Origin of the sequence: Rhizobium sp. BK456, assembly GCF_014194045.1 — a bacterium.
Lineage (GTDB): Bacteria > Pseudomonadota > Alphaproteobacteria > Rhizobiales > Rhizobiaceae > Rhizobium > Rhizobium redzepovicii.
In genome coordinates this window covers 13,863-40,260 of sequence record NZ_JACIAO010000010.1, presented here as the reverse complement: position 1 = coordinate 40,260, position 26,398 = coordinate 13,863, and the positions used below count along the sequence as shown (strand labels likewise).

Sequence of the window (26,398 nt, the reverse complement as noted above, 5' to 3'; positions counted from 1 at the left end):
GCGCCAGCGGGTGTCGACTTGTTGTTTTGGCTGCACGCGATTTCGTAGTGTCACGCCGGAATTCTCGATCTGCTGCGTCGGCAATTGCGCGCTGGCATCATCCTTCGGGCAGGCGAAACGGGTTTGATTTGAATTTCGCTGTAATGGAGGCTGATTGATTGCATTCGTTCCGTCTGGCCGCTGCGGTGTTGCCGCTACTTTTGTCATCTTGCATGCTCGGGCCCGACCATGCACCGCCGGAAACGCCTTTGCCGGAGAAGTTTTCCGAGGGTGCAAAACAGAGCGCCGGCGATGTTGCGGTGTCGGCGTGGTGGGATTCGTTTTCAGATCGTACGCTCAACCAGTACGTTGCCTCCGGCCTGGATGAGAACCTCAGTGTTCAGCAGGCGCTCGAAAGGGTTAACGCCGCCGCCGCGGACGTCACCATCGCTGGCGCCGGGGGCCTTCCCAAGGCATCACACACGACAAGCGGCGAGATCGGCAAAGGGGGAGATGTCACGAGCACACAGAATATCTCCAGCGTGCAACTATCGTTGACCTGGCTGCTGGACGTATTCGGTCAGTACCGGCGCAGCACTGAAAGCGCACTGGCTTCTCTTGATTCTGCGCATGCGGCTGTCGACGCCGCAAAGCTAGCTCTAATCAAAGATCTTGTTTCCTCCTACATCGACGCCCGGTACTACCAGCAGCGCGTTTCGATTTCCCGAGCGAACCTGAAGTCCCGCCAGGAGACCTACGATTTCACGAATTTTCAAGTCGAAGCGGGAGCGGCTTCCCGGCTGGATGTCTTGCAAGCCGAAGGACTTGTCCGATCGACGATTGCCGAAATACCAAGGCTAGAACTGAATTTTCGCGTGTCGGCGCATCACATTGCGGCCCTCCTCGCTTTGCCGTCGGAAACAGTGATCAAGCAACTGCAGAAAAGTGAAGGGCAGCCGGTCTATCGCGGAAAGATCAATGCCGGCATTCCCGCCGATCTTATTCGCAATCGATTCGATATTCGCCAGGCTGAACGGGATCTCGCCGCCGCGACTGCACAGATCGGCGTGGCGGAAGCACAGCTTTACCCCGCCATAACGCTCTCCGGCTCGATCACCCCTTCCTATATCAAGCAGCGCGGCCGTCACGGGGGTATCTTGAAATGGTCCTTCGGGCCGAGCCTTGACCTCCCAATTCTGGACGGCGGCCGTTTGCGGGCAAACGTGGAGACTTCTAAATCGGACGCCGCAGCAGCCTACATAAGCTGGAAATTAACCGTCCTGACAGCTGTGCAGGAAGTCGAGGACGCTTTGACAGCCGTCCGACGCGACGTTCACACAGAGAACTCACGTCGCAGGCAAGTAGAAACGATCGAAGAAGCACTGAAGCTTTCGACGGCCTCGTACACGGATGGCGCCTCTTCTCTCCTCGATGTTCTCGAAGCGCAAAGGCAGGTGTCCAGCGCTCAGGCGAGCCTCGCTGCGGCGATCCAACAACTGGCCAAGGATCACGTGCGGTTGAATGTAGCAATCCGCGGTGGTTTTGCGGCTTCCAAAGTCGCGTCACCCAGGGAGGCCTCGACGGTTGCAGCCGCAAATGCAAACATCCAATCCGCACATTCGCAATAGCCGAGCGCTGGATGCGGGATGGTTTAACCTGATCAAGTCATTAGCGCGCCAGCGCCTGAGTTGTATTGGCGCCGGCCGGGAGGTCGTCCAATCGCGGCACATGCCCTTCACCACCTCCCGCTTACGAGCAGGGCTTGGAGCTAATGGGATGGTCCGCCCTGTCTCCCGAGAGCATAACGGAGGTGGGCAAAGGAGGGCTGAAATTATGGATCGCAACCAACTGCGCCAATGCGCCGTCTTCGGCATCGATATCGGAAAGAACCTCTTCCACGTGGTCGGCCTGGATAGTTCCGGCGCGAGACGCTACTGCAGTTCTTCGAACGAGCGAACAGAACGCTTGTCGGAATGGAATCCCGTCCGGGTTCCCAATGGCTTGCGCCAAGTTGCAGACGATGGGGCATTCCGTCCGCATCATCCCGGCGCAGTGAAGTCTACGTAAAATCGAACAAGAATGACATCATCGATGCTGCGGCGATCGCAGAAGCTGCAAGGCGACCGACGATGCGCTTCGTTGGCATTAAGCAAGCCGATCAGGTCGATCTTCAGATGTTGCATTGGGTGCGTATTCCGATGAAACCGGCCACCGATTCCGATTTGAAGCCGGCCACTTTTCGGGCTGATCCTGGGTCTGTTTGACGTTTGGATCGGGTTTTGTGTCAGGTCAAGCTTTGCTGTGTTTCAAGCGCCATCGGTGAACGCTGTTTGCGCATACTTTCGCCAATGAGATCGATGCCTCGGCGTTGTGAACGAGGCGATCCAGTATCGCATCGGCGGCGTTGGGTTTGAAATAATTTCCCACCAGCGATCCAGGGGCACCTGGCTTGTGACGATCGTCGAGCGACGCTCGTAGCGGTCTTCGATGATCTCGAGAAGATCGCGGCGCTGATCATCGTTGAGTTTTTCCGGTCCCCAGTCATCGAGGATCAGCAGGTCGGTCTTGGCGATAGATTTGGGGATTCTGCCGTATCGCCCGTCACCCCTTGCAAGCGCGAGCGTGGCGAACAGCCGGGGAACGCGGTGGTATGCAACGGAGAAATCCTCGCGGCATGCTTTGACCGATGGATGCGGCCCAGCGCCGAAAGCGATCTGGTGTCCACTCAGCGTATCGCCGGTGGGAACTGGTCATGTGATCTGGGTCGGTTCCATGACGACAGCCGCCATAGCGGCGCTGATGGACGGCGATGCGCTTGCCGCGGTAAAAGATCTCGATGGTGCGCGCCGTTGCTCTAAGATCGACCTGCTGGCGAATGAGGGCATGGGGGACGGAATAAAAGAAGCTTTTGAACTCGACGTGATAATCGGTCGAGACACGGAGCAGACGCCATTCGGCGAATTCGTAGTTTCACCCGGGAGGCTAGCGAGCGCAGCACGTTCGACACGTTCAAATACTTGCCGCCGGGTAAACACCCAATCGATGCATGAGGTGATCGTTGATGCGATCAAGTGCCACTAGCGGCATTGGCCTCAGCCAGCGAGAAGAAAGTCAGCTTGCGCAACCGTCCCAGGATGCAGGTGGCGCATGGCGGCGTCGTCATCGGCGACGAGAACTTGTTTCAATGGCGTACCTTTACTGGTGCAGTCGATCAATAAAATCACGTCGTTTCTATTTTCAGTTCCCTGCGCCATGTTGGAAAAGAGAAGCGCCCCAAGGGTGGAACGCTCCTCGGATCATCGAATTAAATGAAGCCGAAATTTTCCGCCGTAAGCGAGGTAAGATCCGACATGTCGTGCAGATTGTCGACATGAGCGAAGGCATGCGCGTGGTTCGCAGAATCGACATAGGCTAGTGTCGCACCGTGAGTTTCGCCATCTTGACCGAGAGTTTTTTGATCATGGAAGACAATGATGTCACCGCGGGCTTCGTGATCAATAGCAGTCGCGGCGGCAGCGGCAGACGCAAAGCCTCGATCAGTGATTACCACGACGTGCTCGCCGTGCGCGCCTTCGGCCGCGCCGTTGTAGAAGGTGTCCACAAATTCGCCCGGAAAACCCTTGGAATGATTGATGAAATTTGCATCAAACAGATTCCGGTCACCACCGAAATCTGCGGCGTCCAGGACAAAGCGGTCCTGCTTCGTGTCGAAATCCATCACACTCGTATAGCAGTGCGTTGTTCCAACCATAGGGTCGTGGAACCGAAACACGAAGGCGTCGCCGTCGTCGCCGCCAGTCAGAACATCTGCGCCGTCACCAGCCACAAGTATATCGCTGCCAGGGCCGGCGTAGAGCACGTCATCGCCCTCGCCGCTGTGCGGTATTACGCGGTGAGGGTCGGTGACGTATAAGGGGTAGGAGGCGTCGCTGTACAAGAGATCGTCACCACCGTCGGCATGGATTACGTCTGAGCCTTTCCCGGCCCAGACAATGTCATGGCCCGGACCGGCCGTGATGCTGTCTTGGCCGTCACCAGCTTTGATCCGATCATCGCCGTTGCCGGCATCAATCCAGTCGTTCTTCTTGCCGCCATCGATTATGTCGTTTTCAGGGGATCCTTTGATAAAACTGCCGTTATCACTGCCTTTGATATTCATCGCATATACTCCTTATTAGGCAACGGGCGCCGCCTGTGCCCCTTATCTTTTCCAAGAGCGAATTAGTGAAATCCATTGTTTTGATATGACCTATTTGAATGACGGATGCGAAAATGTTTATCTCGGCCGCACGGCACGCCCTTCGTAGTTGGCCGGCAGATATGAAAACGACTGGGGGCTATGACGATCGGCGGCCGTTGACGAAGGCCACAACTTCTTCCCTCGTATACGCTGGAGACAAATCTGCAGAGCACCTGATCTCAGGGTGCTTTGCAGATCGAAAACCTCAGCTCCAGGCGTGGAGCGGTGGCTTCTCGCCGTTCAGGAAATACTTACCCAAAATGGCGTACTTCCAGCGGACGGGGTCGTGCAGAGTATGGGTGCGGGCGTTGCGCCAGTGGCGATCAAGCCCGTGCTCTGCAAGGGTCGAGCGCGTTCCTGCCAGTTCGAACAACTTGTTGGCGGCCGCGATCGCGATCTCAGTGGAGAGGATCTTGGCTTCGGCGGTAACGATCTGGGCTTCCGCAACGGTTCCCGCGTTCGGGTCGAGGATCGCTCGGTCAATGGCATAACCTGCCTTTTCAAGCAGCGCCTGCGCCGCATGAAGCCTTAGCGTCAAGTCCCCGATCGCGTGGATTGTGTACGGATCGTCCCAAGCGTTGTCGACGCCGGAATCCACCCAGGCGCGGCTCTTGGTGCGCACAAAACTGACGGTCTCGTCAATCGCGGCCTGCGCGATGCCGGTATCGACAGCCACTTGGATAATCTGGAAGATCGCTCCGTCCGCAGTCGGCACTTCATACCCTTTGTAGCCAGGCACGAGATGCGTCTTCGACACTTTGACGTTGTTAAGCAGTACCGTGCCCGACAGCGTGGTACGCTGGCCAAAGGAGGACCAGTCGTCGATGACAGTCAGACCCGGGGCACCGCGCTCGGCAATTGCGTACCAGGCCCTGCCCTCGTCATCCAGTGCCACGATTGGCACCAGATGCGCGAGCAGCGCTCCTGACGAGTAGAATTTCTGGCCGTTGACCACGACATGATCTCCGGCATCAACGAATTTTGTTTCGAAGTCGACCGCACGCTTGGATCCAAATTCGGAGAAGGCATTGCCGAAGCGCGTTCCTTTCAACACTTCCGCGAAGAGCAGCTTCTGTTGGTCTTCGTCTGACACCGTGCGGATGGCGGCGACCACACCCAGGTGGTTTTGCGCGATTTGTCCGATGGATGAATCGGCCGCCGAGATGATCTCGATGACCTTCGCAAGCGTCGCATAAGAGACCTCGGGACCGCCGAAGGCCTTCGGCACGTTGATAGACCAAAGCCCGCTTTGCGAAAACGCGTCCAGTTCCTTGACCGGCCAGATGCGGTCGCGATCGCGTGCTGCCGATTCCTTGACGAACTCTGCCGCGAGTGTCTTGGCGATGGTAATCGCTTCGGCGTCAGTCTTGATAATGTGGGCGGGCTGCGACGGGCGTGGAACAGGTGGCACGGCCTTTGCGGCATTTTCGGTATTTATGGTAGGATGGGTCACGGTGTTTCTCCTCTTGGATCGTGTTAGCCGACAACGGCGGGGATGGAGGGAGCCACGGCTCTCTGGCCGAGGTAGAAAGACTTGATGTCGTCGCGCCCGCGCAGATCCTGTGCGTCACCGGTCAGCACCGTGGCGCCGTTTTCGAGAATGATGGCGCGATCCGCATATTTCAGAGCGACGGCGGAATTCTGCTCCGCCACAAGGATAGAAAGACCTTCTTCGCGATTGAGGTGGCGGAGCTTCCGGAAAATGTCCTGGACGATGAGCGGCGCCAGTCCCATGGATGGTTCGTCGAGAACCAGGAGGCGCGGCCGCGACATGAGCGCCCGGCCGATCGCCGTCATCTGCTGCTCGCCACCCGAGGTCAGGCCGGAAAGTGCACGACGCTTTTCCTTCAACCTGGGGAAATGCGCGTAGATCTTCTCGATATCCTCGGCGATCTCAGCGCGCGTGCCGCTGCGGCCAAGCCCGCCGGAGACGAGGTTTTCCTCGACCGTCAGGCTGCGGAAGCAATGGCGGCCCTCAAGCACCTGCACGAGACCGGCACGCACCAGTGCAGCAGGGCTTGTGCGCAGGACATCGAGCCCGTCGAAGCGGATGCTGCCGGAAACGACTTGCCCACGTTCGGCTGGAAGCAGATTGGACAACGCCTTGAGCGTCGTCGTCTTTCCCGCGCCGTTGGCGCCAAGGAGCGCCAGAATTTCACCACGCGCCAGATGGAAACCGACGCCGTCGAGTGCGGTGATGGCGTGATTGTACGTTGCCTTCAGATCATCGACCGCAAGCAGAGTGGTTTCCAGAGCCATGACAGGCGCCGGTCCGGGTTGATCTGATAAGGGCTGGTGGCATTTCGAGAGCCTTGATAGCTCCGTTTCGATCAGGACTGCACGATGGCGGCACGGATTCGTTTTCGGACCCGATCCCAAAGGGCGACAAGCCCATCCGGTTCGAGGACCAGAAAGAGGATGATGAGCGCGCCGAGCACGATGCGCTGACTCATATCCAACACGCCTGAATTGAAGATATTTCCGAGCAGGAAGGAGCCAAGCCGGGACAGGACCAGGGGAAACACAACGATCAGCGCCGCTCCGAAAAAAGCACCGCGGATCGATGCAAGCCCCCCGATGATGACGATGAACAGGACCTGGAACGACCGGTCAAGATTGAAACCGGCGGGCTCGACCGTGCGCAAATAGGCGAACGCCCACAGGACTCCGGCGATGCCGATGATGAAGGAGGAGATTGCGAAGGCCAGAAGCTTGGTTTTCAGCACCGGCACGCCGATGATCCGCGCCGCTGTCTCGTTGTCGCGCACGGCAATGAAATTGCGGCCGGTCTGCGAATTCACCAACCGATGGGCCAGCAAAGTGAGAACGGCGACCACCGTCAGCGCGAAATAGTATCGTCCGACGGGCCCATCGAAAACAAGACCGAAAGCCGAAAGCTGAGGCGCATCGATAACGCCGGACGCGGACTCATTCGAAAACCAGCTAAATTTGGTCAGTGCCCACTGCACGAAAAACTGCGCTGCAAGCGTCGATACCGCGAGGTAAAAGCCCTTGAGGCGCAGGCTGGGAACGCCGAACACCAAGCCGACGCCGGCCGCAGCGAAACCAGCAAGTACCATACTGACGATCAAAGGCAGACCGTCGACGCGAAGATTGAAATTGAACGCCGCGAACGCGCCGACAGCCATGAAGGCAGCACTCCCCAACGACACCTGCCCGGCATAGCCCGTCAGGATATTGAGCCCCAAGCCGGCGAGGCTGAGCGCCAGGAACGGCAGCAGGATAGCCTCGAACAGGTAGTCTGACCCGAGAAGCGGCACAATGACATAGGCAATGGCAAGCCAAGCCAACGGCGTCGCCCAGCGGGCGGGGAACCGGTAGGCCGGCAGATCGCAAGTGATCGTGGACATCGGTCAGACCCTTTCCAAGAGCTTCTGGCCGAACAGGCCGGAAGGGCGAACGAGGAGGAAGGCGAGCGCGATCACATAGGCAAACCAACCCTCAATGCCGCCGCCGAAATATCCGCCGATATAGACCTCAGCCAGCTTCTCGGACGCGCCGATCAGCAACCCGCCGAGGATCGCGCCGAGGATCGAGTCGAACCCACCGAGGACGAGAACCGGCAAGGCCTTCAGGACAATCAGCGACAGTGAGAATTGCACCCCGACGCGGGCTCCCCACAAAAGACCGGCGACCAGCGCCACCAGACCTGCGGTGGCCCAGACCGTCGCCCAGATCCAAGGCAGTCTCAACCCGACGGCGAGCGCCGCGAACTGATCGTCGGCCACGGCGCGAAAACCGAGCCCGATGCGGGTGTAACGGAAGAAGACAGAGAGCAGCAGCACCATGGAGGCGGCAACGACGGCTGCGAAGATGTCGAATTGACTGATGTAGACACCACCGACATCGAACGGCACATCCTCGATACCGAGATCAAGGCCGTGCACCTGCGTGCCCCAGATCAGTTGGGCAGCGCCCTCGATAATATAGGAGAGGCCGAGCGTCGCCATGAAGAGCGTGATCGGCGGTTTGTTGGTCAGCGGCCTCAACACGGTACGCTCGACAGCTATCCCGATAACGACGATGATCGCGAAGGTGATCGCGAATGCGAGCGGGAAGGAAATGCCGCGTTCCGTCAGGCAGACGAAGGTCAGCGCCGCGAACAGGAGCATCGCCCCTTGCGCAAAATTGAGGACGCCGGATGTCTTGTAGATCAGGACGAAACCGATCGCGACCAGCGAATACATGACGCCGGACAAAAGGCCGCCGACGAGAATCTCCATGAAGAACAGCCAGTCGAAGTCAGCCATCAGATGCCCGCCCCCTCTTCATTTTCGGGAGCGACACCGAGATAGGCATCAATCACGCGCTGGTCGCGCTGGATTTCGTTGGGTGTTCCATCGGCGATCTTGCGGCCGTAGTCGAGCACGACAACGCGGTCGGACAACCCCATGACAACGCCGATATCGTGCTCGATCAGCACGACGGTGGTACCGAACCTGTCACGTGCGGCGCGCACGAAATCGGCCATCTCGTTCTTTTCCGTCGCCGTCATTCCGGCCATCGGCTCATCGAGCAGCAGGATGTCGGGCTCGGCCACTAGAGCGCGCGCCAATTCCACCCGTTTTTGCAGACCATAAGGCAGTGTACCGACCAGACGATCGCCAATATGCGAAAGGTGGAGGAACTCGAGCACCTCGAAAGCCCGACTGCGGGCATCCCTCTGTTCCGTGCGGGCTCGACCGAGGCCGACGATCTGTTCGACGAAGCTAGACCGCGTCTTGTGCGCTCGTCCAACCACGACATTGTCGAGAACGCTCAAACCATTGAACAATGCCAGGTTTTGGAACGTGCGAGCAATGCCGAGACGGGCAAGTTTCTGCGTCGGGACCTGGGCATGGCGGCGCCCGGAGAGCCACACAAAACCGCGATCGGGTCGGTATACGCCGCTGATCACATTGATGATCGAGCTCTTGCCAGCACCGTTGGGCCCTATAACGGCGAGGATTTCGCCACGCCAAACGGACAGATCGATATCCTTCAGGGCGACGACGCCACCGAAGGATAGATCGATGCGGGCCAGTTCCAGAATGATGCCGTCCGTTGCGCCGGCTTCAATGGGCGACGCCCAGGCCGCGCCTGTTCCTCTGTCCAAGCCGGCCAAGTGCTCCTGAACGTCCGGCGGAAACGGCGCCGCTCCCAAGCCTCCGAAGGCAAATGTCATAGTGTGCACGCCCCTGCTTTCGACGGCGCGCCACGAGCCCACGAGTTCATAGGCGCACGCTATCCCACCACGAACCACCGGGTTCTTGGCCTGTCATCGTTGATGCGGCCGGCTTTGCGGGCCGGCCGACAACGTGTTGCGATTACTCGGCGGCGACGGCCGTCGCCGTTTCGGCTTCTTCCAACTCGCGGATCAACGGGATGACGTGCTTGCCGAAATACTCGACCTCTTCCTGGAAATGCAGGAAACCGAGAAGGATGAGGTCCGCGCCGGCGCGCTTCAGGTCGATGACCCGCTCGGCGACCTGGCGTGGTGTCCCTATCAGGTTGGAGCGGAAGCCGTCGTTGTACTGGATCAGGTCCTCGAAAGAGGATTTCGCCCAGTTGCCCTCGCCTTCAGGTGATGATTTCCCGGCGTTCTTGACTTCGTGCCCGAAGGCATTGACCGCCTCTGGATTGGCCTTCTCAATAATCTCGGCGAGCACGGCCCTTGCCTCTACCTCGGTCTCGCGGACGATGGCGAAAGCGTTGACACCAACGCGGACGGAATGACCGTTAGCCTTCGCCTTGCCCTGGATGTCAGCCACCTGCTTGCCGATTTCCTCCGGCGTGTTGCCATTGGTGAAGTACCAGTCGGAAACACGCGATGCCATATCGCGTGCAGCGCGAGAGGAGCCGCCCTGGAAGATTTCCGGCTGTGGATCGATCGGCTTGGGCTTAAGCGAATAATTGTTGAAGCGATAGAAATCGCCGTGGAACGTGAAATTGTCTTCGGTCCAAATACCGCGCAGTGCGCGGATGAATTCCTCCGAGCGGCGGTAGCGCTCGTCATGGTCAAGCCAGTGCTCGCCAATTGCGTGGAACTCGCCTCGGAACCAGCCACTGACGATATTGACGGCGACACGACCATTGGTGAGGTGATTGATGGTGGCGATCTGCTTGGCCGCCAGTGTAGGATTCCATGGTCCCGGCAGAATGGCGGCAATCACCTTCAGCGTTGTCGTCGATTCCAGCAGCGCATGGCTAAAGGAGACGGATTCATGCTGGAATTCGGCGCCATAACCGGCGGTGAAACGAATTTGGCTCAGCGCATAATCGAAGCCACTAGCCTCGGCGATCTGCGCCAGCTTTCTGTTATATTCGATTGTCCAGCTCGTCCGCTGCTCAATATTGGAAATGACGAGGCCACCCGAAACATTGGGAACCCAGTAGGCGAATTTGACCGGCTCTCTGCTGGCATAGGACATGATACTCTCCCTCTTGAAATGGCTAGGCTGACGCGGCGGCGAGCGCCGGGCGGTTTGCATGAGCGCGCGCGGCAGCGGTGTGATCAGAGAGCGGCAGCACCTGAGCGAGTTCTGAAACGGCGCGCTCGATACGCTCTTGAACCACAGGACTGGCGATCTCATAATCCGTGAAATCGGTTTCGGTAGCGTAGATCGACGTCGGCAGTGTCAGGGCGTTGAAGAAGCCGAATAGCGGGCGCAACTGATGTTCGGTCATCAAACCGTGCAGCGGTGTGCCACCTGTGGCAGCCAGAATGACCCGCTTTCCGGTCAGTGCGCGGTAGTCAACAAGGTCGAAGAGATGCTTGAGAGCGCCGGTATACGATGCCCGGTAGACCGGCGACCCGACAACAAGGACATCAGCCGCCTCGACGGCGTCGATAATCGCCCGCCCCTCGGCATCCAACTGGTCCGATCGAAGCGCCTTGAAGAGAATGGGGGCAGCGTCAACCAGTTCTATGGTTTGCCCATCGAGACCCAGCTTCGATGTGGCTGCCGACACAAGTGCTTCCACAAGGGAGGCAGTTCGCGATGGTCGTTTTACATTTCCCGCAAGACCCAGAATTCTCATGTCGACGACATCCTTTTGCGACCGTAGTCTATATATTTAATGGACTAATGATAACGACACGATGCCAATATTTCTCCCTGTTGTAGATTGCCATCCTGAAATCGCGCCCAATGGGCGAAATAAAAACTTCAGCTTGGCGTTCTATGTGGCGCAGCAAACTGCACGCCACGGCGAGAGCGAACAACTCTCTATGGCCAAATGGGTTGCGCTGGTGCTGAAGCGAAATGGAGCTCGCGCAACGATCGGGAAGCATATTTTCGTCTCGCCATGGAGGGAAGAATGCGAAATTTGCAAAGGTCCGACCTGCTACAGCAGTTACTTAGCGACCAGCCACGGTGTCTAAACTAAAGAGGAGCCCGTTCGATCGTGCTCGAAACGCTATCGATTCATAGCGCGAATCAAATTGACCGCATAAGCGGAACTCAAGCAGCAAACAAGCAGGGCACCATGACATCTTACCTCACAAGGCAGAAGCATGCTAAGGAAAGACTAGGCGCAGCGCTTCAAAAAATGAATGACGCCATCCGCGACGTACACAAATCCGGCATTGATGTCGATATCAGTACCCTCACGATACACACGCCGCGTGGCCCGATGGTTCAAGTCGACCTTAAGACGTTCCGCGCATATGACGCGCCCCCAGTGTTGCGATTGGTGGAAGAATAAATGCGGTTAGATTCGCTCATCGATCACCGTGCCACGATGATCGCGTGCCTGGGTTTCCACCAATCGCAGTCGGCAAGCTGTCTCTACAGCTAGGGTGCGACGAATGACTTCAGGCGCTAGCCTTCGCGCCAGCCAATTAGGCGGAAGCGTCCAGCTCGGCTAAGTCTGAAGCCTGGATGGCCCTATAAGCTGTAGGAGCTTGAAGGGCTTCCCATTAAGCGCCTCCTGTACTCGGTGAGCTGCTGCAGGCATCCTCCTTAAGGCCGCTGTGTAGCGACTTCAGTGCGACGCATGTCTCAAATCTTGTCTAAAACTCCTAGGGCGGCCGCGGTCCTTCGTATCCTTGACGAGTCAAAATCCGAGTTCTTCTCAAGAGCTGTCAAGTCAGACCATCGCTCGTCCAGCGAAAGCTAGTCGGATCTACCGCAAGGGGAGCCAGGATGTCATCGTTTCCGACCTTCCGAGAACGCTTTCTCTGCCGGCCGAATATAATGGTGGTCCGAGTAAACTGACTTCGGCGTAACCGGTGTTCGTCCCACGCGTTATCCTGTCAGCAATCTGGTGTTCGACTTTCAATACAAGAGCGAAGGAAGTGTCTCCGTCGAGACTGAGATTCTTCCAATAAATTCAACTCATTGGCGATCAGCCCGGTGGTGACGAAATACTCAATCCGACCAACATGTCGGGGTTGTCAGATAGAAGAGGAACTTTTCGTGCTGCTTGAGGGAGTCATAGCCGTACCTTACCACTTCGAGGTTTGGCCATCGCCAACGGGAGATTGTCAGCTCGAACATTTGCGGACTCAAGCAAATCTTGAACTCTCTTGCGTAATACTATATCGTGCCGAGTTGTGTACTCGACCAACAAAGTATAAACGTAAGCCATGGTGATTGGCTAAATATATCAGAAAATATATTATTGTTAAATATTGATCTATGGCGGAGTGCCGTCTAGACCTGCTCAACACGCGGCATGGGACTACCCCGGTCAGCGACGGGAGGCTTAGATGAACCGACGTGACAAAATGCATCCAAACGAACCCAGGTGTGATAGCCCGGAAATGGGGCTCGTCTTGCTCGATGGCGAACGCGTGCTTGCTCAACGGCGTGGTATACGCTGGCAGCCGGCCGCACGGAACGAGCATCTGGATGCGCTTCGCGAAGTCGCAGATAGCGGAAGATATTATCGGGTTAACCGTCCTGTAGTGACCGGCATGGAGCTGAGCCTTGAAATATTGTCGACATTGCAACAACCACCTGCCGAACACGAGGCAAGCATAGGCCTGGACCTAACCAAAGCACATCTCGCCACCAAACACGAACCGGAACAAATGCATCAGATCACATGGTCTCTTTCAAAATCTGAACGTGTCTTTGATTGCGCTGGAGGCGATTCTGACAACGGCGAAGCCATCGCTACTGATGGACAAGTCGAGGCTCTCGCGAACCGCGGCTACATCAAATCCGCCGAAGCCTATAATCAGCTGATTGATAGGAGTAACCGATCACGTCCACCGAAGAGCTATCATGCACATGTTGATTTTGAAAACTGTCACTACATTGATGGCACTTCCAGGCCTTGGAGACACGGTTCGCTTAAAGGCGGCCGCTTGCGCGTAATACGACGGGCGGTAGACATTGGACCAGCGCGCCATCCCGACGCAGCCTTGTGCCTATGGCATTGAACTTAGCGGCAGAATGCGATAGCTGCCAATTACGGCCGCGGCTGTAATACAGGTGGTTGATCCCGAATCTGGTTCGGGCGTGAAACGCGGTGCCGGTATTGGAAGGGTCGACTAATTCGACCTTCAACTCCAAGCGACCGTCCGATCTCAAAGCAAAGCTCCTGTAGGGTCCTTGAAGGATATCGACAGAGGAAAACTATCAAATGCGGTGTTGCAAGAACGCGCCCCAAGGTCGTGGGGGTGGCTCGAATTTTTCTACTGAACCAGAACCTGCAAAGGCCGATATTGCCTACGATGCTATTCGAAGAATTCTCCACAGTAACGGTCGTGTGCCGGAGCAACATCTCAGGGAACAGGATCTAGCGTCTAAGCTCGATCTTGGTCGAACACCAGTTCGCGAAGCGCTTCAGCGGCTCGCAGCTGAAGGGAAGATTCAATACATCCCTCAAAGAGGCTTTTTCACCAGGCCGATGTCGGAAAGAGCTCTGTTAGATGTTTATGTTGTCGGACGTGAAACCCTGATCTCGGCATTGAATCGAATGCGGCCGCAGGTCCCAGAGAGCTGGACGGTGGCGGATAAATTGTCCTCTGACGAACTTGCCTTAAGGGCAGAAGCGATATTCACTAAAATCGCGCAAGAAGCATCGAATTGCGAGGCTTGCAAAATCGTCCACCGGTTCTGTTTTTGCACTCACCCTTTACGAATGGAACTAACTGCGTCGGAACTTCGGCCCGCGTTTGTTGAAAGCCTCGAGAAGCTAATTGACGCAATGTCTGAACTAGGCACGGCAACGACCCTGGTGGAGTCCGCGTTGATGAACCACCTTGATCTAGAACAGGGTGCCGTCTCAAGGATTGTACAAGAGGTGAACGAACGTGGATTAACAGGTTTTCCGGGGCCCGCGAAAAGTTTGTGACATTTCAAACTGTCATCTCGACGAATGATCCTAGTCAACGAGCCTGAAGAATTTTGTCGAGTGCCGCGCATATCTGCGGCTGCTGCGGGCAATCCAAAAGCCGACGTCGGCATCACCTACCAGCATTTTAATTATGTTGCCAAATCAAAGAGGCTGCCGTCATCCCTTCAGCATCCCAGAATACAGCGCTGCAGAGCGAAAGGTGCTTGTGTCCTATCGGGCAACGCCCTCCGCAGGTTTCCATTTGCTGCGGCTTGGCCAGGCCAGCTATGTTGATCGAGCGACGTTTTCAGCCGAAGTCTCAAAAGACATTGTGCCAAAGATCATAACAGCCAACGGGATCGACGCTGCGACCTTGAGGACAGAGGTTACGCCGGGCGGGTATCTCCTCAAAACAAATGCATCGCTTCAGACCGAGGGTGATCTCGATGACGCCGTGACGGATAGGCTTGCCGGCCCGCTAGGCTACGTCTTGCGCCAGTATCGCGTTCTTACCTCTCGCCTCGACGACACGACAGGTAAGACAGGCCTTGTTATCGTGCGGTTTCCGCAGGGCAGCCTTAGCGCCACCGTGGCGCAGAGATTCTTCGAAGCAGCGGACGCAACGAAAAATGGCTTGGGCGGCGGATATAGCGTAGTCGGTGACGAGCAGATCTTCCTCAATGCGACGAATTCCGAAGGAAAAACCTTATAGCGGACTCGATGACGCAAGCTTCCTACGGATTGAGGCGCGCAGCCGTATCGTTTGGCAGCCCTAAACCAAGGGTTTCTTCCCTCGGCAATGCGACCGCGCGCTTTATTGGGAATGATTGGCAGAGGTCAACAAGAGGCGAGGGCTATCAAACCTTGCTCGGTGGATCGGACGGCGAGTTAGTGAGAAAGCTCGACGAGATCAGCAGCTGTTATGCATTCCTCCTCGCGAAGACAGCTGACAGCAAGGGCTGGGCCAGAGATGAATAAGGGCCGGACGAGGACCTACGCTCAAGTCGCTGAGCGAACTCAAAAGGCTTTCGCGAAACCGGCCTCGCTGTCGACACGATTTTGAGGATCGCACGCCGGCCGCCTGGGGCCGCGCCGGAGAAAATCTCACTACTGCAATGCTCAAGAAATTGAAGACGGCTTAATCCTGCTAGAGTTCTAGAATATCTTAGCGCGACGATTTCCACGCTTGAGTGGTCACCATCTTTGCCCGATCTGGTCAGACATTCGGTTGGCAAGCGACCGGGATTGCGGCATCGCGGTAGCTGAAACTGATGCCGCCTGATCGCCGTTGGAACAAATGAGAGTCGTCCAACATCGCTATTCAAAGCGTTCGATATTTGTGCGGATCGCATCACCAGCCACCGACTTTACATTCGACGGAGGATTGCCAGGACGAGCCGTGCCGCAAGGAGTCCTTATCTCGCCGGAAAGGTACTGGCCGCTGTTGCAGGGCAGCATGTTGACGTCGAGAAAGTCGCTTCTCTTTAGGGAATTCTGATACGCTACGACTTCTTTCATCGACAAGGGGGTCGAGAATATCGTCACTCCCTCAAATCCCGGTAGCGCCTCAATTGGCTCAATCATGGGCGATGTTTGACCGGGCACTGCTGCAGCGCCAATAACCCATGGGCCAACCGATCCGAAAATGACGGATTTCGGACGATCGGTTGGCGTACCAGAGCTGAAAGGAGAATGCGGGAACCCACTGTCGAGCACTGCCTCATCCCACTGGTAAGCTGTAAACGCTAGAAAATATGTGTATGGCGCAAAACGGTCCATGCGAACTTTGCCGTCTGGAGTAAAGGTATAGTAAATCCACTCAGTGCCGGAGAATGCCCCTGTTGGCCCCACGACGTTCATGTCCCAGGGCTTCTGCCACCATGCAATAGACGCCATGTTGCTTTGAAGCAGGCTTTTCGCGAAAGACCACTTCTGACCGTTCGGATTGGGCGTCGCTCCCAACGCGAATGATAGGTAAGCATCGTTCGAATTAGAACTTAGAAGCGATAAGGCGCTGCCGCCATTAGGAACGGTATTTTCACGGGTCTTTTCGACCAAAAGGACAGTGAACCCCGTGTCTGGTCTGATCGACGCGCTTTGACTAGTCTCGATTGACGTGCGCGGTGGAAGGTTGAAGGAAGTCTTGTTGGTATAGAAGTCAAATGCCTGCTTCGTATCTTCGGGCACCGGATAATCCGCTTCTGCCGCCGAGTCGTGTATGTACAGCTTTGGAAATTCCCCGAAAATGGGCACTACCTTCGGTGTGAGCGTCTGAGATACCTTCTCCGACGCGCTTCTAAGACAATTGGCTTCATTGGTACATGATGCCCCTTGCCCTTCTCCAGCGACAAGACAGCCCAGCGTGGAAAACAATAGGAAGATTTTTATTCCATTATTCATCAAAACATTCCCTTTTTGAAAGCGGAGGTCTTGCTCTAACGAGTGAGCTCGGAGGTGTTGCGGCGCCGTATCTGGCGCAACATATCGCCGACTACGTCGGGCCAATCAGTGGTGATAAGATTGGTACGATTGACGACCGCCATCTCAGGATCTCCCCGGTAATCTGGTACGATCCCTCGTTGAGCGGTCGATTTCGGATCCGTATTGTGCTCGAAGCAGCATTTTCCGGCGCTGTTTGCGACGCCCTCTGGAAAGTAGTTACTTTCATGATAGGTGGCGAAGCCCCGCTGCTGGTCGATATAGTCGAAATATGCCTGCAGACCGTCACCTTTATAGAATTGGTTCATTTCAAACTGAATGGAGAACGGCGCCACATTCCATTGATCGTAGATTGGATCCTCGTGGGGATCATAGCTGGAATCCTTCACATTCTCGTCATCCGGGTTTTCGACGACAATTAGCCCGCCAATGAGGTTAGGGTCGTAGGTTGTCCGATTTAGAATCGTGCCGACATCCGCCGCATCCTTTGCTTTGAGCTTGAATACAACGGCTTTGCTGAGTTTCGCATTTCCCTTGCTCGCGAGAATGTCAAGGCAGCGTTGCATGAGCTCGATGGGATCAGTAGGGTCCTGATCATCGACTGCCGCCTTGATATCGACGATCATCACGTACCCATGACCATCATCGGAAACATATTCGGCGAGTAGATCGAGCGCGGCGGAGAATGTTAGGAACTTCGCCTTTCGCCCTTGTGAATCCTTAAAAACGCGGCCATGTCGGTCCCGTAGATCGGCCTGTCGTAGCTGCGACAAGTTCTGATTATATAATAGGCCGCTTCCAGTTGACTCGCGCTCAATCCTGTAGTCGTGAGATAGAACGACTTCTTTGTCTGCGGTGAAGCGGGCATCGACCTCCACGCTCTCAATCTGCGAATTCCAGGCGTCTTGCAAGGCATAGGCTGAATTCTCAGGATAGATCTCCCAAGATCCGCGATGCGCAGATAGCAGGACCAAGTCGTCATCGGGTTTCGGCAGCTTGAACATGTTTCTTGTAATCGCACTTACAACATATGGTGAAGGCTTTACCGGAAGTAGCGCCTCTGCTGCGGCGTAGGATGGAATACCGAAAGCAAGAAGAGAAGTTAAAGTGAGCGATGCACGCAGATCACGTCGGCCGCCGAGGTAACCGAGACGCGAGAAACAAAAATTCACAAGCACTGATGCCACATTGTTGCTGGTGTCCATAAAGATTCAAAACCTTTCGATGAGAATTTTGGGTAGCTCGCTACTTTGTACGGCTTGTTCGTGCGGCCTTTGCAACAGCCCATCACAGCAAGGCTTGGGGGAGCGAAATCCTGGGGGGTGCCCGTAGTGCGAGGAAGTTTTTAGCCGGCCCACTATCGCTGCGATGTGCCGGCAATAACACGCTCTTCAACATCAAGATGATCCATAAATCAGCTTCCACCCAGGGCGCTGCGTTGCCACGTCGCGACGTCGCGTGCTCAAGCGTTGAGAGAGTTGTCATGAAAGCAGCTTGGAGCTCCGGCGCAATTATTTCGTCCTAGCGTAGCCTCAGTTGAGAGGAAGCAGGGCTTTCTTCATTAACGCCGCTTCGCCATACGATGTTTGGACGTGATCAATTGCCCGCCAGCCGCTCTTCTCGTAAAGAAGTTGCGCGTCCTCTGTTGTCAGATAAAGACTCTTGCAACCGAGGCACGATGCTTCGTGCTCGAGCCGCTCGATCAACAACCTGGCTATTCCTTTTTTGCGGTGAAATGGATGGACAAAAAGCGACTTAAGCCAAGGGGATAGATGAGATTTTCCATCGAAATCACGATCAGCCAACGTGACCATTCCTACTGGCAACGCGTTTTCGATGGCGACTAGTGTTAGCGGCATCGAGCTTTTTGTTGCCGCTTCAAACTCGCCTCGCGTTTGTTCGTACGAGCCATTTGATTGACAACCCCATTGTCCGAAAGACCAACTTGCGCAAATGGAAATGAAATTCGGAAATCTTTCTAGGTACTCGATCGTTACCGGAGTTCCAGCTACCATTGCTTTCTCGGTCATAGTGTCTCCATTTTTTGGCGGGCCGAGCAATCGCGTGACGATCGGTCAACTTGAGGTGAAGCCCGTGCACTAGTGAGCTATCGGACCTCACGATATATCCTGCACGGTGACGCCGCGATTCAAGACGGGTCGCCAGCACGCAACAGCGTGATCACAAACCTGCTAAGATTTGTGGCAACGCGGTCATGCGGCTAAACAGCTTAGTGGCACCTGCTTCCATCAGTTTGTCTCCGTGCCCAGGAAGGCAATGCGAAGCACCTACGAAGCCAATCACCATCATCCCGGCTGCCACCGCCGCCTGAGTGCCAGCAACGCTGTCTTCAATAACGAGACAACTGCTAGCCGGTGTGTTCATATGATCTGCTGCAAACAGAAACAGATCCGGCGCAGGCTTACCACTCGCAACCTGCGAAGCGCTGAAGACATGGGGCCAAAAGTAATCATGTAGGTCCGTGACTTTAAGCGCCAAGGAAAGCTTTGCAGCATCGCTGTTCGACGCCACGCACTTCTTTAAATTAATGGTCTCCAAGGTTTGCCGAACGCCGCTGATTGCACGCAGATCGCGAGGATATCGTTTTGCAACTTCGGCCATCACACATTCATGATGATCCTCCGGTAGGCGTAAGTCGCCCTCGGATTCTATGACTGAATAACTTTGCTGGTCAGTCATCCCTATGAAGCGATCGTTATACTCTTCAGCCGATATGATGTAGCCGAATTTAGCCAAAGCTTCGATGTGCACCGCAGTTGCAATAAGCTCACTATCGACGAGAACCCCATCGCAGTCGAAGATCAGTAGTTCCGGACTTTTTGAAAAAGACATAAGCAGTCCTCATTATAGAATGACTCTGAGTTTTGTCCCAGTTCCAGCTTTCAATCTTCCAGGCATTGAGCAGGGTAGGATTGTATCCGATCGGATGTTGACCATTGCGGCACTGGGAAATTGATGCGCGGTGCTCAGCCGGAAATTGCTCCTGCGGCGATCTTCGGGCCTTGCTTATGAAGAGCATTCCAAACCTTGTGAAACGCCTCTGCATAAAGCTCCATCAATTCGCCATTGTTGGGTGGCGCAATCTCCGAGACGTAAAACATCGTATCCAACAGTTTCACTGTGTTCGGGAAATCGGCGGCCTTCCAGTTGTCGCAAATGTCCGGAAGATATTCGAATACGGGCTTCGTGAGCCAAACACAGATAGGCACGCCTTCGGCCTGCAGAGACCTGACCACGAAATCCCTTGCAGCCGGGCCGGGTGCGAAGCCAAGCGCCTCAGGTTCGATCCGGAGGGGAAAGTTGAGCATCGAATGGTCGCAGTCGGATGGGTTGAAGAGAGGAGATATGCCCACAAGTTCGCCGATCAATTCCCACAAAAGCTTGCAATTGTCTCTTCGGATTTGCAGTTGCGTATCCATCTCTGTTACCCGCAGCTTCGCTATAGATGACGAGAATACGTTCGGCCTGTAGTTGTACCCTTGGGAATAGGGCGAGAATATTCGCGCTCCACTTCGAGACGAGCTGGACAGCGATACGCGATCAACATGTGCAATCAAGTTGGCGTCCTCAGTAATGACAAATCCCAGTTCGCCGGCCCCAAGGTGCTTGGCGCCGTTTCCGGATAGAGCGAGCGCGTCTGCATCAAGATGCGCACCGCCGACGATTGCTTTCGCGGCGCCGATTGATTGGCAGATGTCGTCGATCACAGCAATGCCTTGAGCTCGCGCTGCAGACCTCGCGTCGGGGACGAGAACATTGTTTCCGAAAAGGTGAGTGACTAAAACTGAAGCTACATTAGGGCCGAACTTTTCAGCGGCCGCGCGCTGATCAATCCCGGCCAAGTTCATGTCGACATCAACGAAGACGGGTTCGAGACCGCTGATTTTGATTGGTCCTACCGCTCCTGGCCAATTCAGTGCCGCGGTAACAACTTGCTCGCCTCGCTCTTTGACGTAGTCGAGCTCGATGTGAATGGCCGCCGTTCCGCTGCCGACAGCGCGCACTTGCCACTTCCCAGTCCAGCTTGCAAGATCTTGTTCCAAATCGCTCACGATTGGGTGGTTAACGCGGTGATACCTTCCACCATCCACAACACCTTGGAGTGCATGCAAGTGCTTATTCTCCGCGGCGGGCCAAGGTGTAACACGTCCCTGGGGGACCACAGGCTTCCCACCGAAAACGGCGAGCTTCTCGCCTGAGAAAGCACCAGTTGTGTTGCGAGTTATGAGCCGTAGTGCACCGAATCCGTTCATCACGTTCTCCAATCATGCTCACTAGAATGCTGATCAGCCCACACAAACGCTAGCACTGCTTTCCCACGTTTGGTAGCTAAATTACAGTATATCACAAAGTATATTTTAAAGTAGATTAGGAGCAGGCGGGCACAATAAGTATGTTACTGAATATTTGTTGTATATTGGCGGACGGGCGCTTAAGGCGTCACTTTGGTCAGCTTCTGTGCGGAGCACGTTGGAAATTTCAATAGTTTTTTAACGGCTGGCCGGACAACTGAGATCACTGAATGAGGCTGGGGACGGGAACCGGCCAAAGTTTCCCGTAACGCCCGGTGCCGATTGAAGAAGCGTTGGACCAACAGCACATTGCCACCCCAGCTCATAATCCGAGCCCCACCGAATGGCGAAAGGTCGCCCTCCGCTAGTACTGGCCGTTGGTGGCAATGGAATTCGGCAACAGGATTGGATGCTATGGAATCCTTGATAAGAAGACACGAAGCTCATCGACTGGGAGAACGCGAGGGCAGTCCTGACGATCACCATATTGATGAGAGCACTAAGGGTATTGTACTGGCTCAAAGATTGATTCCAACGGGAACCTTGGGCGCCGCGAATCGGGGCCGATTGTTGCAAGCCTTGTACGACATAGGGCCATCTAGCAGAGCAGATCTGGCCCGCCTTACCGGTGTGACTCGAGGAACTATCGGAGGGATTGTGCAGCCCCTGATCGATCAGGGTGTTCTTGCGGAAGGAGAAGTGATACCTCCGAACGAAACAGGGGGCAAGCCAGCTACCAAGTTATGGTTTTCCAAGGATGCAAGACCTATGTGCGCGGTGCTCCTGCTGCACGACCGCGTGAGTGCGTGTTTGGTCTCTTTGGAGGGCGAGGTCTATGCTCAACACGCCGCCGATTTTCCGAAGAACCTAACACACCCCTCCGACGCCTCACGCATTATATGCACCTGTGTCGAAGAAACTATCGCATCTGGCAAGCCGATCTTAGGGATAGGTGTAGCAGTGGCTGGAACGATCAATACGGAGACGGGCACAATTGTGACCGTCAGTCTCGGGCCATTCCTGGACGGCTTACCCCTCGAAGCCGAGTTGCACAAAAGATTTGGAGTTACCGTGTGTGTCGATCAGGATACCAGAGCTTTGCTGGTTGGAGACCGATGGTTTGGGCAAGGCCGCGGTCGGAGAAACTTCGCCTCGGTCCATATCGGCGAGACTTTGGGTGGAGCGCTTTACCTTGATGGGCATCTCTATCGGGGATCCGCAGGTGCAGGCGGTGAAATCGGTCATACGACCGTAGACATCAAAGGTCGGTTATGCCAGTGCGGCCGACGCGGATGCTGGGAATCAATTGCCAGCTCGAAGTGGTTAGCAGACGAGGCCAAGGTCAGGCGGCTGCCACAACCTCACTCATTGGATGTGAGCCGATTATTGACTCTGGCCAACGACAATGTCCCAGGCGCAAGAGAATTACTTCGCGACTACGCGTTCAATATCTCGGTCGGTCTGGCGAACCTCCAGCAGTTCATGGCGCCCAATTTCATCATTATTCACGGCGACATCGTACGAGGGGGAAACCCGATGCTTCATTTAATCCAGGAAAGCTTCCGGGAATTGGTATTCCATCGCCCGGGTGATGAAATTGCCCTTGCTTTCGGAGACAGCGAATGCCTGGCGGCTTTACGCGGTGCCGCCAGTCTTCTTCTTTCTGAATTGCTGAATTTCGTCATCTAATGACATCCGCTACAGATCCTTCGGAAGCTTCTTAAGTGGCGGCAAAAATGGACTCCATTTGAAGCAATCTGGGAACGACCTGAGGCGGTCCGCGGTCATTGCCGGGATGTATCTGCAACTCGACGGTCACTCACTGTGCCGAGTGCGTTCGCGACCTCTTCAAGCATCCGGCTTGCTGGCGAAGACATTGACGCTGTCTCCGGGTTGGTTTGACTGGTCTGCCTCTCAGAGAGAGCATTCTCAATTTGAAACTCCGCTACAATCCCGCGCAACTGTTTTGCCTCGATGGCAAGTGCCGTACTTGCAGCCGTGGATTCCTCGGCCATGGCTGCATTTTGCTGCGTAACCTGATCCATTTGATTGACTGTCCGGTTGACCTCAAAAAGGGTTGCGGACTGTTCGTTGGAAGCGGCGGTGACGGCATCAAGCTGAGTGTTGATCAGGACTATCTGTTGAATGATAATCTTGAGTGCTTCGCCGGTGTCTCGGACCAGCTTGACGCCACTGCTGACCTCATCAACCGAATTGAGGATAAGATTCTTGATTTCTTTTGCTGCGTGCGCGGAGCGTTGAGCAAGCTCCCGCACCTCCTGGGCAACCACCGCGAAACCTTTTCCTGCCTCGCCGGATCGTGCCGCCTCGACGCCTGCGTTGAGCGCCAGAAGATTGGTCTGAAACGCGATTTCGTCGATGACCCCCACAATACTGGAGATCTGCGAGGATGACTGTTCGATGCGTTGCATTGCTGCCACAGCGCTTGAGACCACTTCGCCGGAGTGGCGCGCCGACTTGTTTGCCTCGATCGCAACATGTCGCGCCTCCGCTGTGCGCTTTGAGGAACGGGCGACGTTCTGGGTAATCTGATCCAAAGCGGCGGCGGTTTGCTCCAGTGAAGCAGCCTGATGCTCTGTGCGGCGTGACAGGTCCTGCGCGCTCAAACTGATTTCCTGCGCCCCGCCATCGATCGATTCAGTTGCGTACGACACAGCTCTCAAGCTCTCAGCGAGTTGGGCAACGGCAGCATTGAAATTCGCCCGTAACGGTTCGAAGTCGTCGGCGAATTTGTCGTCGAGGCTGAACAGGAGGTTCCCGTCGGCGAGATGCCTTAGGCCTTCTGCAAGCCCGGACGTTGCCTCCGCCATATCCTGCGCTCGCCGATGCTCGGTCTCGGCGAGACGCGCACGTTCAATCTCATTTGCTTCACGGCTTGTCTCTGCATCCTTTTCGAAATCGCGCGCCCGTAACTCGTTGTCCTTGAATATCTGTACTGCCCGGGCCATCGATCCGATCTCGTCGCGGCGAATCGTTCCCTTAACAGTCGAAATGAGATCGCCGTCGGCTATGACCTCCATTGTCGTAACCATCTGCTTGATAGGTTTGACCAACCAGGAGCGAATTGCGAGAAAGCCGAAGCACGAGACAGCGAAGAGTGCCACAATAGCTGTTCCCAAACTCAGCACGGACGTGTCACGGACAACGCTTGAAACGTCACCACGCTTTTGCTCTGCGTCCGAAGCGAGTTTTTCCGTGACGGATGTGAATCTCGGTGAGACAGCAGCAAAGGCGGGTTGGCAAAGAGTGAGATAGAGTTGCTGCACCATGGCAAGCTCGGCTTCACTAGTTGCGCCGCGACCAACTGCGATGGCTGCACCACACGTATCGGTCAGGACGGAGAATCCATCCGCCTTCAACTTCGGCAGTTCGCTCTGCTCAGGAACTGCAGCGATCGCCAGATCCATGAACCTGACGAAGTTTTCTCGTGCGTCATTCAAGCCAGCTTCAGCGCGCGCCCTCGCCTCTTTCGACCGTGTCATCACCATGTCGCTGATGCTGGCACGCGCTGTTTCCAGACTTCGGTTCGACTGGGTCAAGCGTAGTGCTGCAGATGCATCTCTATCGAGAAGCTCCTGATATCTGTCGTTAACCTTCAGCATTTGCCGGTTCTGATAGAACGTCAGACCGAGTGCCAGGATGCCGAAGACAGCCACGATGATAAAGAACTTACCGACAATGGAAACGTGTTTCACAGGCCACTCCTCTAAGCTCGGGATCACTTACGGCAGATGGATGTTCAGATTCTGATGGTTTGATGTCTCGGGTTTTAAAAAAATGGCTGCCGCCGACCTCGTAATCGACGACAGCCAAGTTGCCTGGGAGGGCAGGAGAAAAGAGTTGAAACCCCAATGGCGATAGTAAGTGCACTTTCTGTCAGTCGCGGATCGCAGTCCCGGTTACTGGATCGAACCAGTGCAATTTCTCCAGGTCGACAGTCAATGGCAGCACCTGATTGGGTCGAGGCGTCAGCGCCGGTGGTATACGCGCCACGAGCCGGTTCTTACCCTTATTGAGAAAGTCTTCGGTATCTTCAGCATCGTTGATATTGACCGACGGTGACGCGATGTCGAAGAACACGAAGGTGTCGGCTCCAAGCGCTTCGGCAACCGGGATCTGCTCGTTGAACAACGCCTCGGCCTCGGGACAAACCTTAAACATCTCTGGGCGAATTCCAACAATGACTTGTCGCCCGGCGAAGGCCGACAGTGCCCCCTGGGCTGGGACCGAGAAGGATATTTTCGTTCCAGTTACCGCAGCTTTTAGCGACCTGCCTTCCGCCGTCAGCTCGACCCGAACAAAATTCATGGCGGGCGAACCGATGAACCCCGCGACGAACAGATTGGACGGCTTGTCGTAAAGCATCTGCGGCGTATCGATCTGCTGAAGATTACTCTCCTGTCCATTAAACACCGGCTTCAGCACAGCCACACGATCGCCCATGGTCATAGCCTCGACCTGATCGTGGGTCACATAAAGGGTTGTGACGCCGAGCCGCTGATTAAGGAGCTTCAGTTCGCCGCGCATCTGCACGCGGAGTTTGGCATCCAGGTTGGAAAGAGGCTCATCCATCAGGAACGCCATGGGATGGCGAACGATCGCCCGGCCCATCGCCACGCGTTGGCGCTGACCGCCGGACAATGCCCCGGGCTTGCGCTCTAAATAACGGGTAAGATCAAGCATTTCCGCTGCGTCGCGAACCAGCTTGTCGATCTTGTCCTTGGGCATTTTTCGCTGCTGCAGACCGAAGGCCATGTTGTCGTAAACGGTCATATGGGGGTAAAGCGCGTAGTTCTGAAAAACCATCGCAATATCCCGGTCCTGGGGTTCTGTCTCCGTCACGTCAGCGTCATCCATGAGCAGCCGGCCGCTGTTGAGCGCTTCAAGACCCGCTGCCATCCGCAATAGTGTCGACTTGCCACAACCCGACGGGCCGACCAACACGACGAATTCTCCGTCCGCGACCGAAAAACTTACATTCGCAACGGCAACGGTCCCGTCCGGAAAGGTCTTGCCGATCCCGTCGAAGGTCATGGACGCCATTTTTATGTACTCCCGCATTTTTCAAGGAGGCAAGCCGCACCGTTTGTGCGGACATGCCCCTCGCCTTTGGTTC

24 protein-coding genes and 3 pseudogenes are annotated in these 26,398 nt (G+C 55.6%); 8 read left to right on the top strand and 19 right to left on the bottom strand.

The window, feature by feature from the left end:
• Nucleotides 1–158: 158 nt before the first annotated feature.
• Together FHX03_RS25125 and FHX03_RS35115 are read left to right on the top strand one after the other, a co-directional pair.
• Nucleotides 159–1,607 (top strand): efflux transporter outer membrane subunit, encoded by a 1,449-nt coding sequence (locus tag FHX03_RS25125; protein ID WP_183855961.1) that lies wholly within the window; start codon nucleotides 159–161, stop codon nucleotides 1,605–1,607.
• Nucleotides 1,608–1,809: 202 nt separating this feature from the next.
• Nucleotides 1,810–2,171 (top strand): annotated as a pseudogene (locus tag FHX03_RS35115) (transposase); the annotation flags it as partial.
• Nucleotides 2,172–2,263: 92 nt separating this feature from the next.
• Here FHX03_RS35115 and FHX03_RS25115 read toward each other — a convergent pair.
• The 11 genes and pseudogenes from FHX03_RS25115 to msuE all read right to left on the bottom strand — a co-directional run.
• A pseudogene (locus FHX03_RS25115) lies at nucleotides 2,264–2,660 on the bottom strand (ATP-binding protein); the annotation flags it as partial.
• Nucleotides 2,581–2,925, bottom strand: coding sequence for a Mu transposase domain-containing protein (locus tag FHX03_RS35110; protein ID WP_376775553.1), 345 nt, complete (start codon nucleotides 2,923–2,925; stop codon nucleotides 2,581–2,583). The gene FHX03_RS35110 and the pseudogene FHX03_RS25115, both read right to left, overlap by 80 nt.
• A gap of 146 nt (nucleotides 2,926–3,071) precedes the next feature.
• Nucleotides 3,072–3,233, bottom strand: coding sequence for a hypothetical protein (locus FHX03_RS34215; RefSeq protein ID WP_210298710.1), 162 nt, complete (start codon nucleotides 3,231–3,233; stop codon nucleotides 3,072–3,074).
• Nucleotides 3,234–3,283: 50 nt separating this feature from the next.
• On the bottom strand, nucleotides 3,284–4,138 hold the full coding sequence (locus FHX03_RS25105) for a calcium-binding protein (protein ID WP_011654216.1): 855 nt from the start codon (nucleotides 4,136–4,138) through the stop codon (nucleotides 3,284–3,286).
• Nucleotides 4,139–4,424: 286 nt separating this feature from the next.
• Nucleotides 4,425–5,672, bottom strand: a complete 1,248-nt coding sequence (locus FHX03_RS25100) for an SfnB family sulfur acquisition oxidoreductase (protein WP_183855957.1) — start codon at nucleotides 5,670–5,672, stop codon at nucleotides 4,425–4,427.
• A gap of 23 nt (nucleotides 5,673–5,695) precedes the next feature.
• Complete coding sequence (locus FHX03_RS25095) at nucleotides 5,696–6,478, bottom strand: ABC transporter ATP-binding protein (RefSeq protein WP_131702639.1); 783 nt, start codon at nucleotides 6,476–6,478, stop codon at nucleotides 5,696–5,698.
• Between the two features lie 71 nt (nucleotides 6,479–6,549).
• Entirely contained in the window at nucleotides 6,550–7,590 is a 1,041-nt protein-coding gene (locus tag FHX03_RS25090; RefSeq protein ID WP_131702641.1) for a branched-chain amino acid ABC transporter permease, read from the bottom strand.
• A gap of 3 nt (nucleotides 7,591–7,593) precedes the next feature.
• Nucleotides 7,594–8,490 carry a branched-chain amino acid ABC transporter permease gene (locus tag FHX03_RS25085; RefSeq protein ID WP_131702642.1) on the bottom strand — a complete coding sequence of 299 codons (897 nt, stop codon included), beginning with the start codon at nucleotides 8,488–8,490 and terminating at the stop codon, nucleotides 7,594–7,596.
• Nucleotides 8,490–9,383: an ABC transporter ATP-binding protein gene (locus FHX03_RS25080; protein WP_376776763.1), complete on the bottom strand. Its 894-nt coding sequence runs from the start codon at nucleotides 9,381–9,383 to the stop codon at nucleotides 8,490–8,492. Before FHX03_RS25080 ends, FHX03_RS25085 begins: the two co-directional genes overlap by 1 nt.
• Before the next feature lie 163 nt (nucleotides 9,384–9,546).
• Nucleotides 9,547–10,650, bottom strand: coding sequence for a dimethylsulfone monooxygenase SfnG (gene sfnG, locus FHX03_RS25075; RefSeq protein WP_168257372.1), 1,104 nt, complete (start codon nucleotides 10,648–10,650; stop codon nucleotides 9,547–9,549).
• A gap of 22 nt (nucleotides 10,651–10,672) precedes the next feature.
• A complete protein-coding gene (msuE, locus tag FHX03_RS25070) occupies nucleotides 10,673–11,260 on the bottom strand; it encodes an FMN reductase (RefSeq protein WP_131702645.1) in 588 nt (195 codons plus the stop codon).
• A 61-nt stretch (nucleotides 11,261–11,321) separates the two neighbouring features.
• On the opposite strand from msuE, the gene FHX03_RS25065 reads away from it, so the two are divergent.
• Nucleotides 11,322–11,603 carry a hypothetical protein gene (locus FHX03_RS25065; protein ID WP_168301796.1) on the top strand — a complete coding sequence of 94 codons (282 nt, stop codon included), beginning with the start codon at nucleotides 11,322–11,324 and terminating at the stop codon, nucleotides 11,601–11,603.
• A 23-nt stretch (nucleotides 11,604–11,626) separates the two neighbouring features.
• The gene (locus tag FHX03_RS25060; RefSeq protein ID WP_244604854.1) at nucleotides 11,627–11,926 is read left to right on the top strand and encodes a hypothetical protein; all 300 of its coding nucleotides are present in this window, start codon (nucleotides 11,627–11,629) and stop codon (nucleotides 11,924–11,926) included.
• Between the two features lie 296 nt (nucleotides 11,927–12,222).
• Here FHX03_RS25060 and FHX03_RS34595 read toward each other — a convergent pair.
• A pseudogene (locus FHX03_RS34595) lies at nucleotides 12,223–12,315 on the bottom strand (transcriptional regulator); the annotation flags it as partial.
• A gap of 617 nt (nucleotides 12,316–12,932) precedes the next feature.
• Between FHX03_RS34595 and FHX03_RS25055 the strand changes: the two are divergent.
• The 3 genes from FHX03_RS25055 (at nucleotide 12,933) to FHX03_RS34590 (ending at nucleotide 15,221) form a co-directional block, all read left to right on the top strand.
• A complete protein-coding gene (locus tag FHX03_RS25055; protein WP_168277511.1) occupies nucleotides 12,933–13,610 on the top strand; it encodes a hypothetical protein in 678 nt (225 codons plus the stop codon).
• A 203-nt stretch (nucleotides 13,611–13,813) separates the two neighbouring features.
• Nucleotides 13,814–14,527 carry a GntR family transcriptional regulator gene (locus tag FHX03_RS25050; protein ID WP_131702646.1) on the top strand — a complete coding sequence of 238 codons (714 nt, stop codon included), beginning with the start codon at nucleotides 13,814–13,816 and terminating at the stop codon, nucleotides 14,525–14,527.
• 202 nt (nucleotides 14,528–14,729) lie between these two features.
• Nucleotides 14,730–15,221 carry a hypothetical protein gene (locus FHX03_RS34590; protein WP_246622866.1) on the top strand — a complete coding sequence of 164 codons (492 nt, stop codon included), beginning with the start codon at nucleotides 14,730–14,732 and terminating at the stop codon, nucleotides 15,219–15,221.
• Between the two features lie 605 nt (nucleotides 15,222–15,826).
• Here FHX03_RS34590 and FHX03_RS25040 read toward each other — a convergent pair.
• From FHX03_RS25040 to FHX03_RS25020, 5 genes are all read right to left on the bottom strand, one after another.
• Nucleotides 15,827–16,909, bottom strand: a complete 1,083-nt coding sequence (locus tag FHX03_RS25040; RefSeq protein WP_183855955.1) for a hypothetical protein — start codon at nucleotides 16,907–16,909, stop codon at nucleotides 15,827–15,829.
• Between the two features lie 35 nt (nucleotides 16,910–16,944).
• A complete protein-coding gene (locus FHX03_RS25035; RefSeq protein WP_246622867.1) occupies nucleotides 16,945–18,153 on the bottom strand; it encodes a glycerophosphodiester phosphodiesterase family protein in 1,209 nt (402 codons plus the stop codon).
• 327 nt (nucleotides 18,154–18,480) lie between these two features.
• Nucleotides 18,481–18,978, bottom strand: coding sequence for a GNAT family N-acetyltransferase (locus FHX03_RS25030; RefSeq protein WP_245515214.1), 498 nt, complete (start codon nucleotides 18,976–18,978; stop codon nucleotides 18,481–18,483).
• 151 nt (nucleotides 18,979–19,129) lie between these two features.
• Nucleotides 19,130–19,801 carry an HAD family hydrolase gene (locus FHX03_RS25025; RefSeq protein ID WP_127431435.1) on the bottom strand — a complete coding sequence of 224 codons (672 nt, stop codon included), beginning with the start codon at nucleotides 19,799–19,801 and terminating at the stop codon, nucleotides 19,130–19,132.
• Nucleotides 19,802–19,935: 134 nt separating this feature from the next.
• Entirely contained in the window at nucleotides 19,936–21,222 is a 1,287-nt protein-coding gene (locus FHX03_RS25020; RefSeq protein ID WP_131702649.1) for a DegT/DnrJ/EryC1/StrS family aminotransferase, read from the bottom strand.
• Nucleotides 21,223–21,675: 453 nt separating this feature from the next.
• Between FHX03_RS25020 and FHX03_RS25015 the strand changes: the two genes are divergently transcribed.
• A complete protein-coding gene (locus FHX03_RS25015) occupies nucleotides 21,676–22,950 on the top strand; it encodes an ROK family protein (RefSeq protein ID WP_127431437.1) in 1,275 nt (424 codons plus the stop codon).
• 95 nt (nucleotides 22,951–23,045) lie between these two features.
• On the opposite strand, the gene FHX03_RS25010 is transcribed toward FHX03_RS25015, so the two are convergent.
• Nucleotides 23,046–24,977, bottom strand: a complete 1,932-nt coding sequence (locus tag FHX03_RS25010) for a methyl-accepting chemotaxis protein (protein ID WP_183855953.1) — start codon at nucleotides 24,975–24,977, stop codon at nucleotides 23,046–23,048.
• Nucleotides 24,978–25,158: 181 nt separating this feature from the next.
• Nucleotides 25,159–26,325 (bottom strand): ABC transporter ATP-binding protein, encoded by a 1,167-nt coding sequence (locus FHX03_RS25005; RefSeq protein ID WP_183855951.1) that lies wholly within the window; start codon nucleotides 26,323–26,325, stop codon nucleotides 25,159–25,161.
• Nucleotides 26,326–26,398: the final 73 nt, after the last annotated feature.

Coding starts and splice junctions, on each gene's coding strand:
- FHX03_RS34215 (WP_210298710.1), bottom strand. CDS start 3,233: ATGGCGCAGGGAACTGAAAATAGAAACGACGTGATTTTATTGATCGAC.
- FHX03_RS25025 (WP_127431435.1), bottom strand. CDS start 19,801: ATGTCTTTTTCAAAAAGTCCGGAACTACTGATCTTCGACTGCGATGGG.
- FHX03_RS25105 (WP_011654216.1), bottom strand. CDS start 4,138: ATGAATATCAAAGGCAGTGATAACGGCAGTTTTATCAAAGGATCCCCT.
- FHX03_RS25005 (WP_183855951.1), bottom strand. CDS start 26,325: ATGGCGTCCATGACCTTCGACGGGATCGGCAAGACCTTTCCGGACGGG.
- msuE (WP_131702645.1), bottom strand. CDS start 11,260: ATGAGAATTCTGGGTCTTGCGGGAAATGTAAAACGACCATCGCGAACT.
- FHX03_RS25065 (WP_168301796.1), top strand. CDS start 11,322: ATGCCAATATTTCTCCCTGTTGTAGATTGCCATCCTGAAATCGCGCCC.
- FHX03_RS25055 (WP_168277511.1), top strand. CDS start 12,933: ATGAACCGACGTGACAAAATGCATCCAAACGAACCCAGGTGTGATAGC.
- FHX03_RS25015 (WP_127431437.1), top strand. CDS start 21,676: ATGGAATCCTTGATAAGAAGACACGAAGCTCATCGACTGGGAGAACGC.
- FHX03_RS25040 (WP_183855955.1), bottom strand. CDS start 16,909: ATGAATAATGGAATAAAAATCTTCCTATTGTTTTCCACGCTGGGCTGT.
- FHX03_RS25085 (WP_131702642.1), bottom strand. CDS start 8,490: ATGGCTGACTTCGACTGGCTGTTCTTCATGGAGATTCTCGTCGGCGGC.
- sfnG (WP_168257372.1), bottom strand. CDS start 10,650: ATGTCCTATGCCAGCAGAGAGCCGGTCAAATTCGCCTACTGGGTTCCC.
- FHX03_RS25095 (WP_131702639.1), bottom strand. CDS start 6,478: ATGGCTCTGGAAACCACTCTGCTTGCGGTCGATGATCTGAAGGCAACG.
- FHX03_RS25030 (WP_245515214.1), bottom strand. CDS start 18,978: ATGACCGAGAAAGCAATGGTAGCTGGAACTCCGGTAACGATCGAGTAC.
- FHX03_RS25020 (WP_131702649.1), bottom strand. CDS start 21,222: ATGAACGGATTCGGTGCACTACGGCTCATAACTCGCAACACAACTGGT.
- FHX03_RS25090 (WP_131702641.1), bottom strand. CDS start 7,590: ATGTCCACGATCACTTGCGATCTGCCGGCCTACCGGTTCCCCGCCCGC.
- FHX03_RS25050 (WP_131702646.1), top strand. CDS start 13,814: ATGCGGTGTTGCAAGAACGCGCCCCAAGGTCGTGGGGGTGGCTCGAAT.
- FHX03_RS25035 (WP_246622867.1), bottom strand. CDS start 18,153: ATGGACACCAGCAACAATGTGGCATCAGTGCTTGTGAATTTTTGTTTC.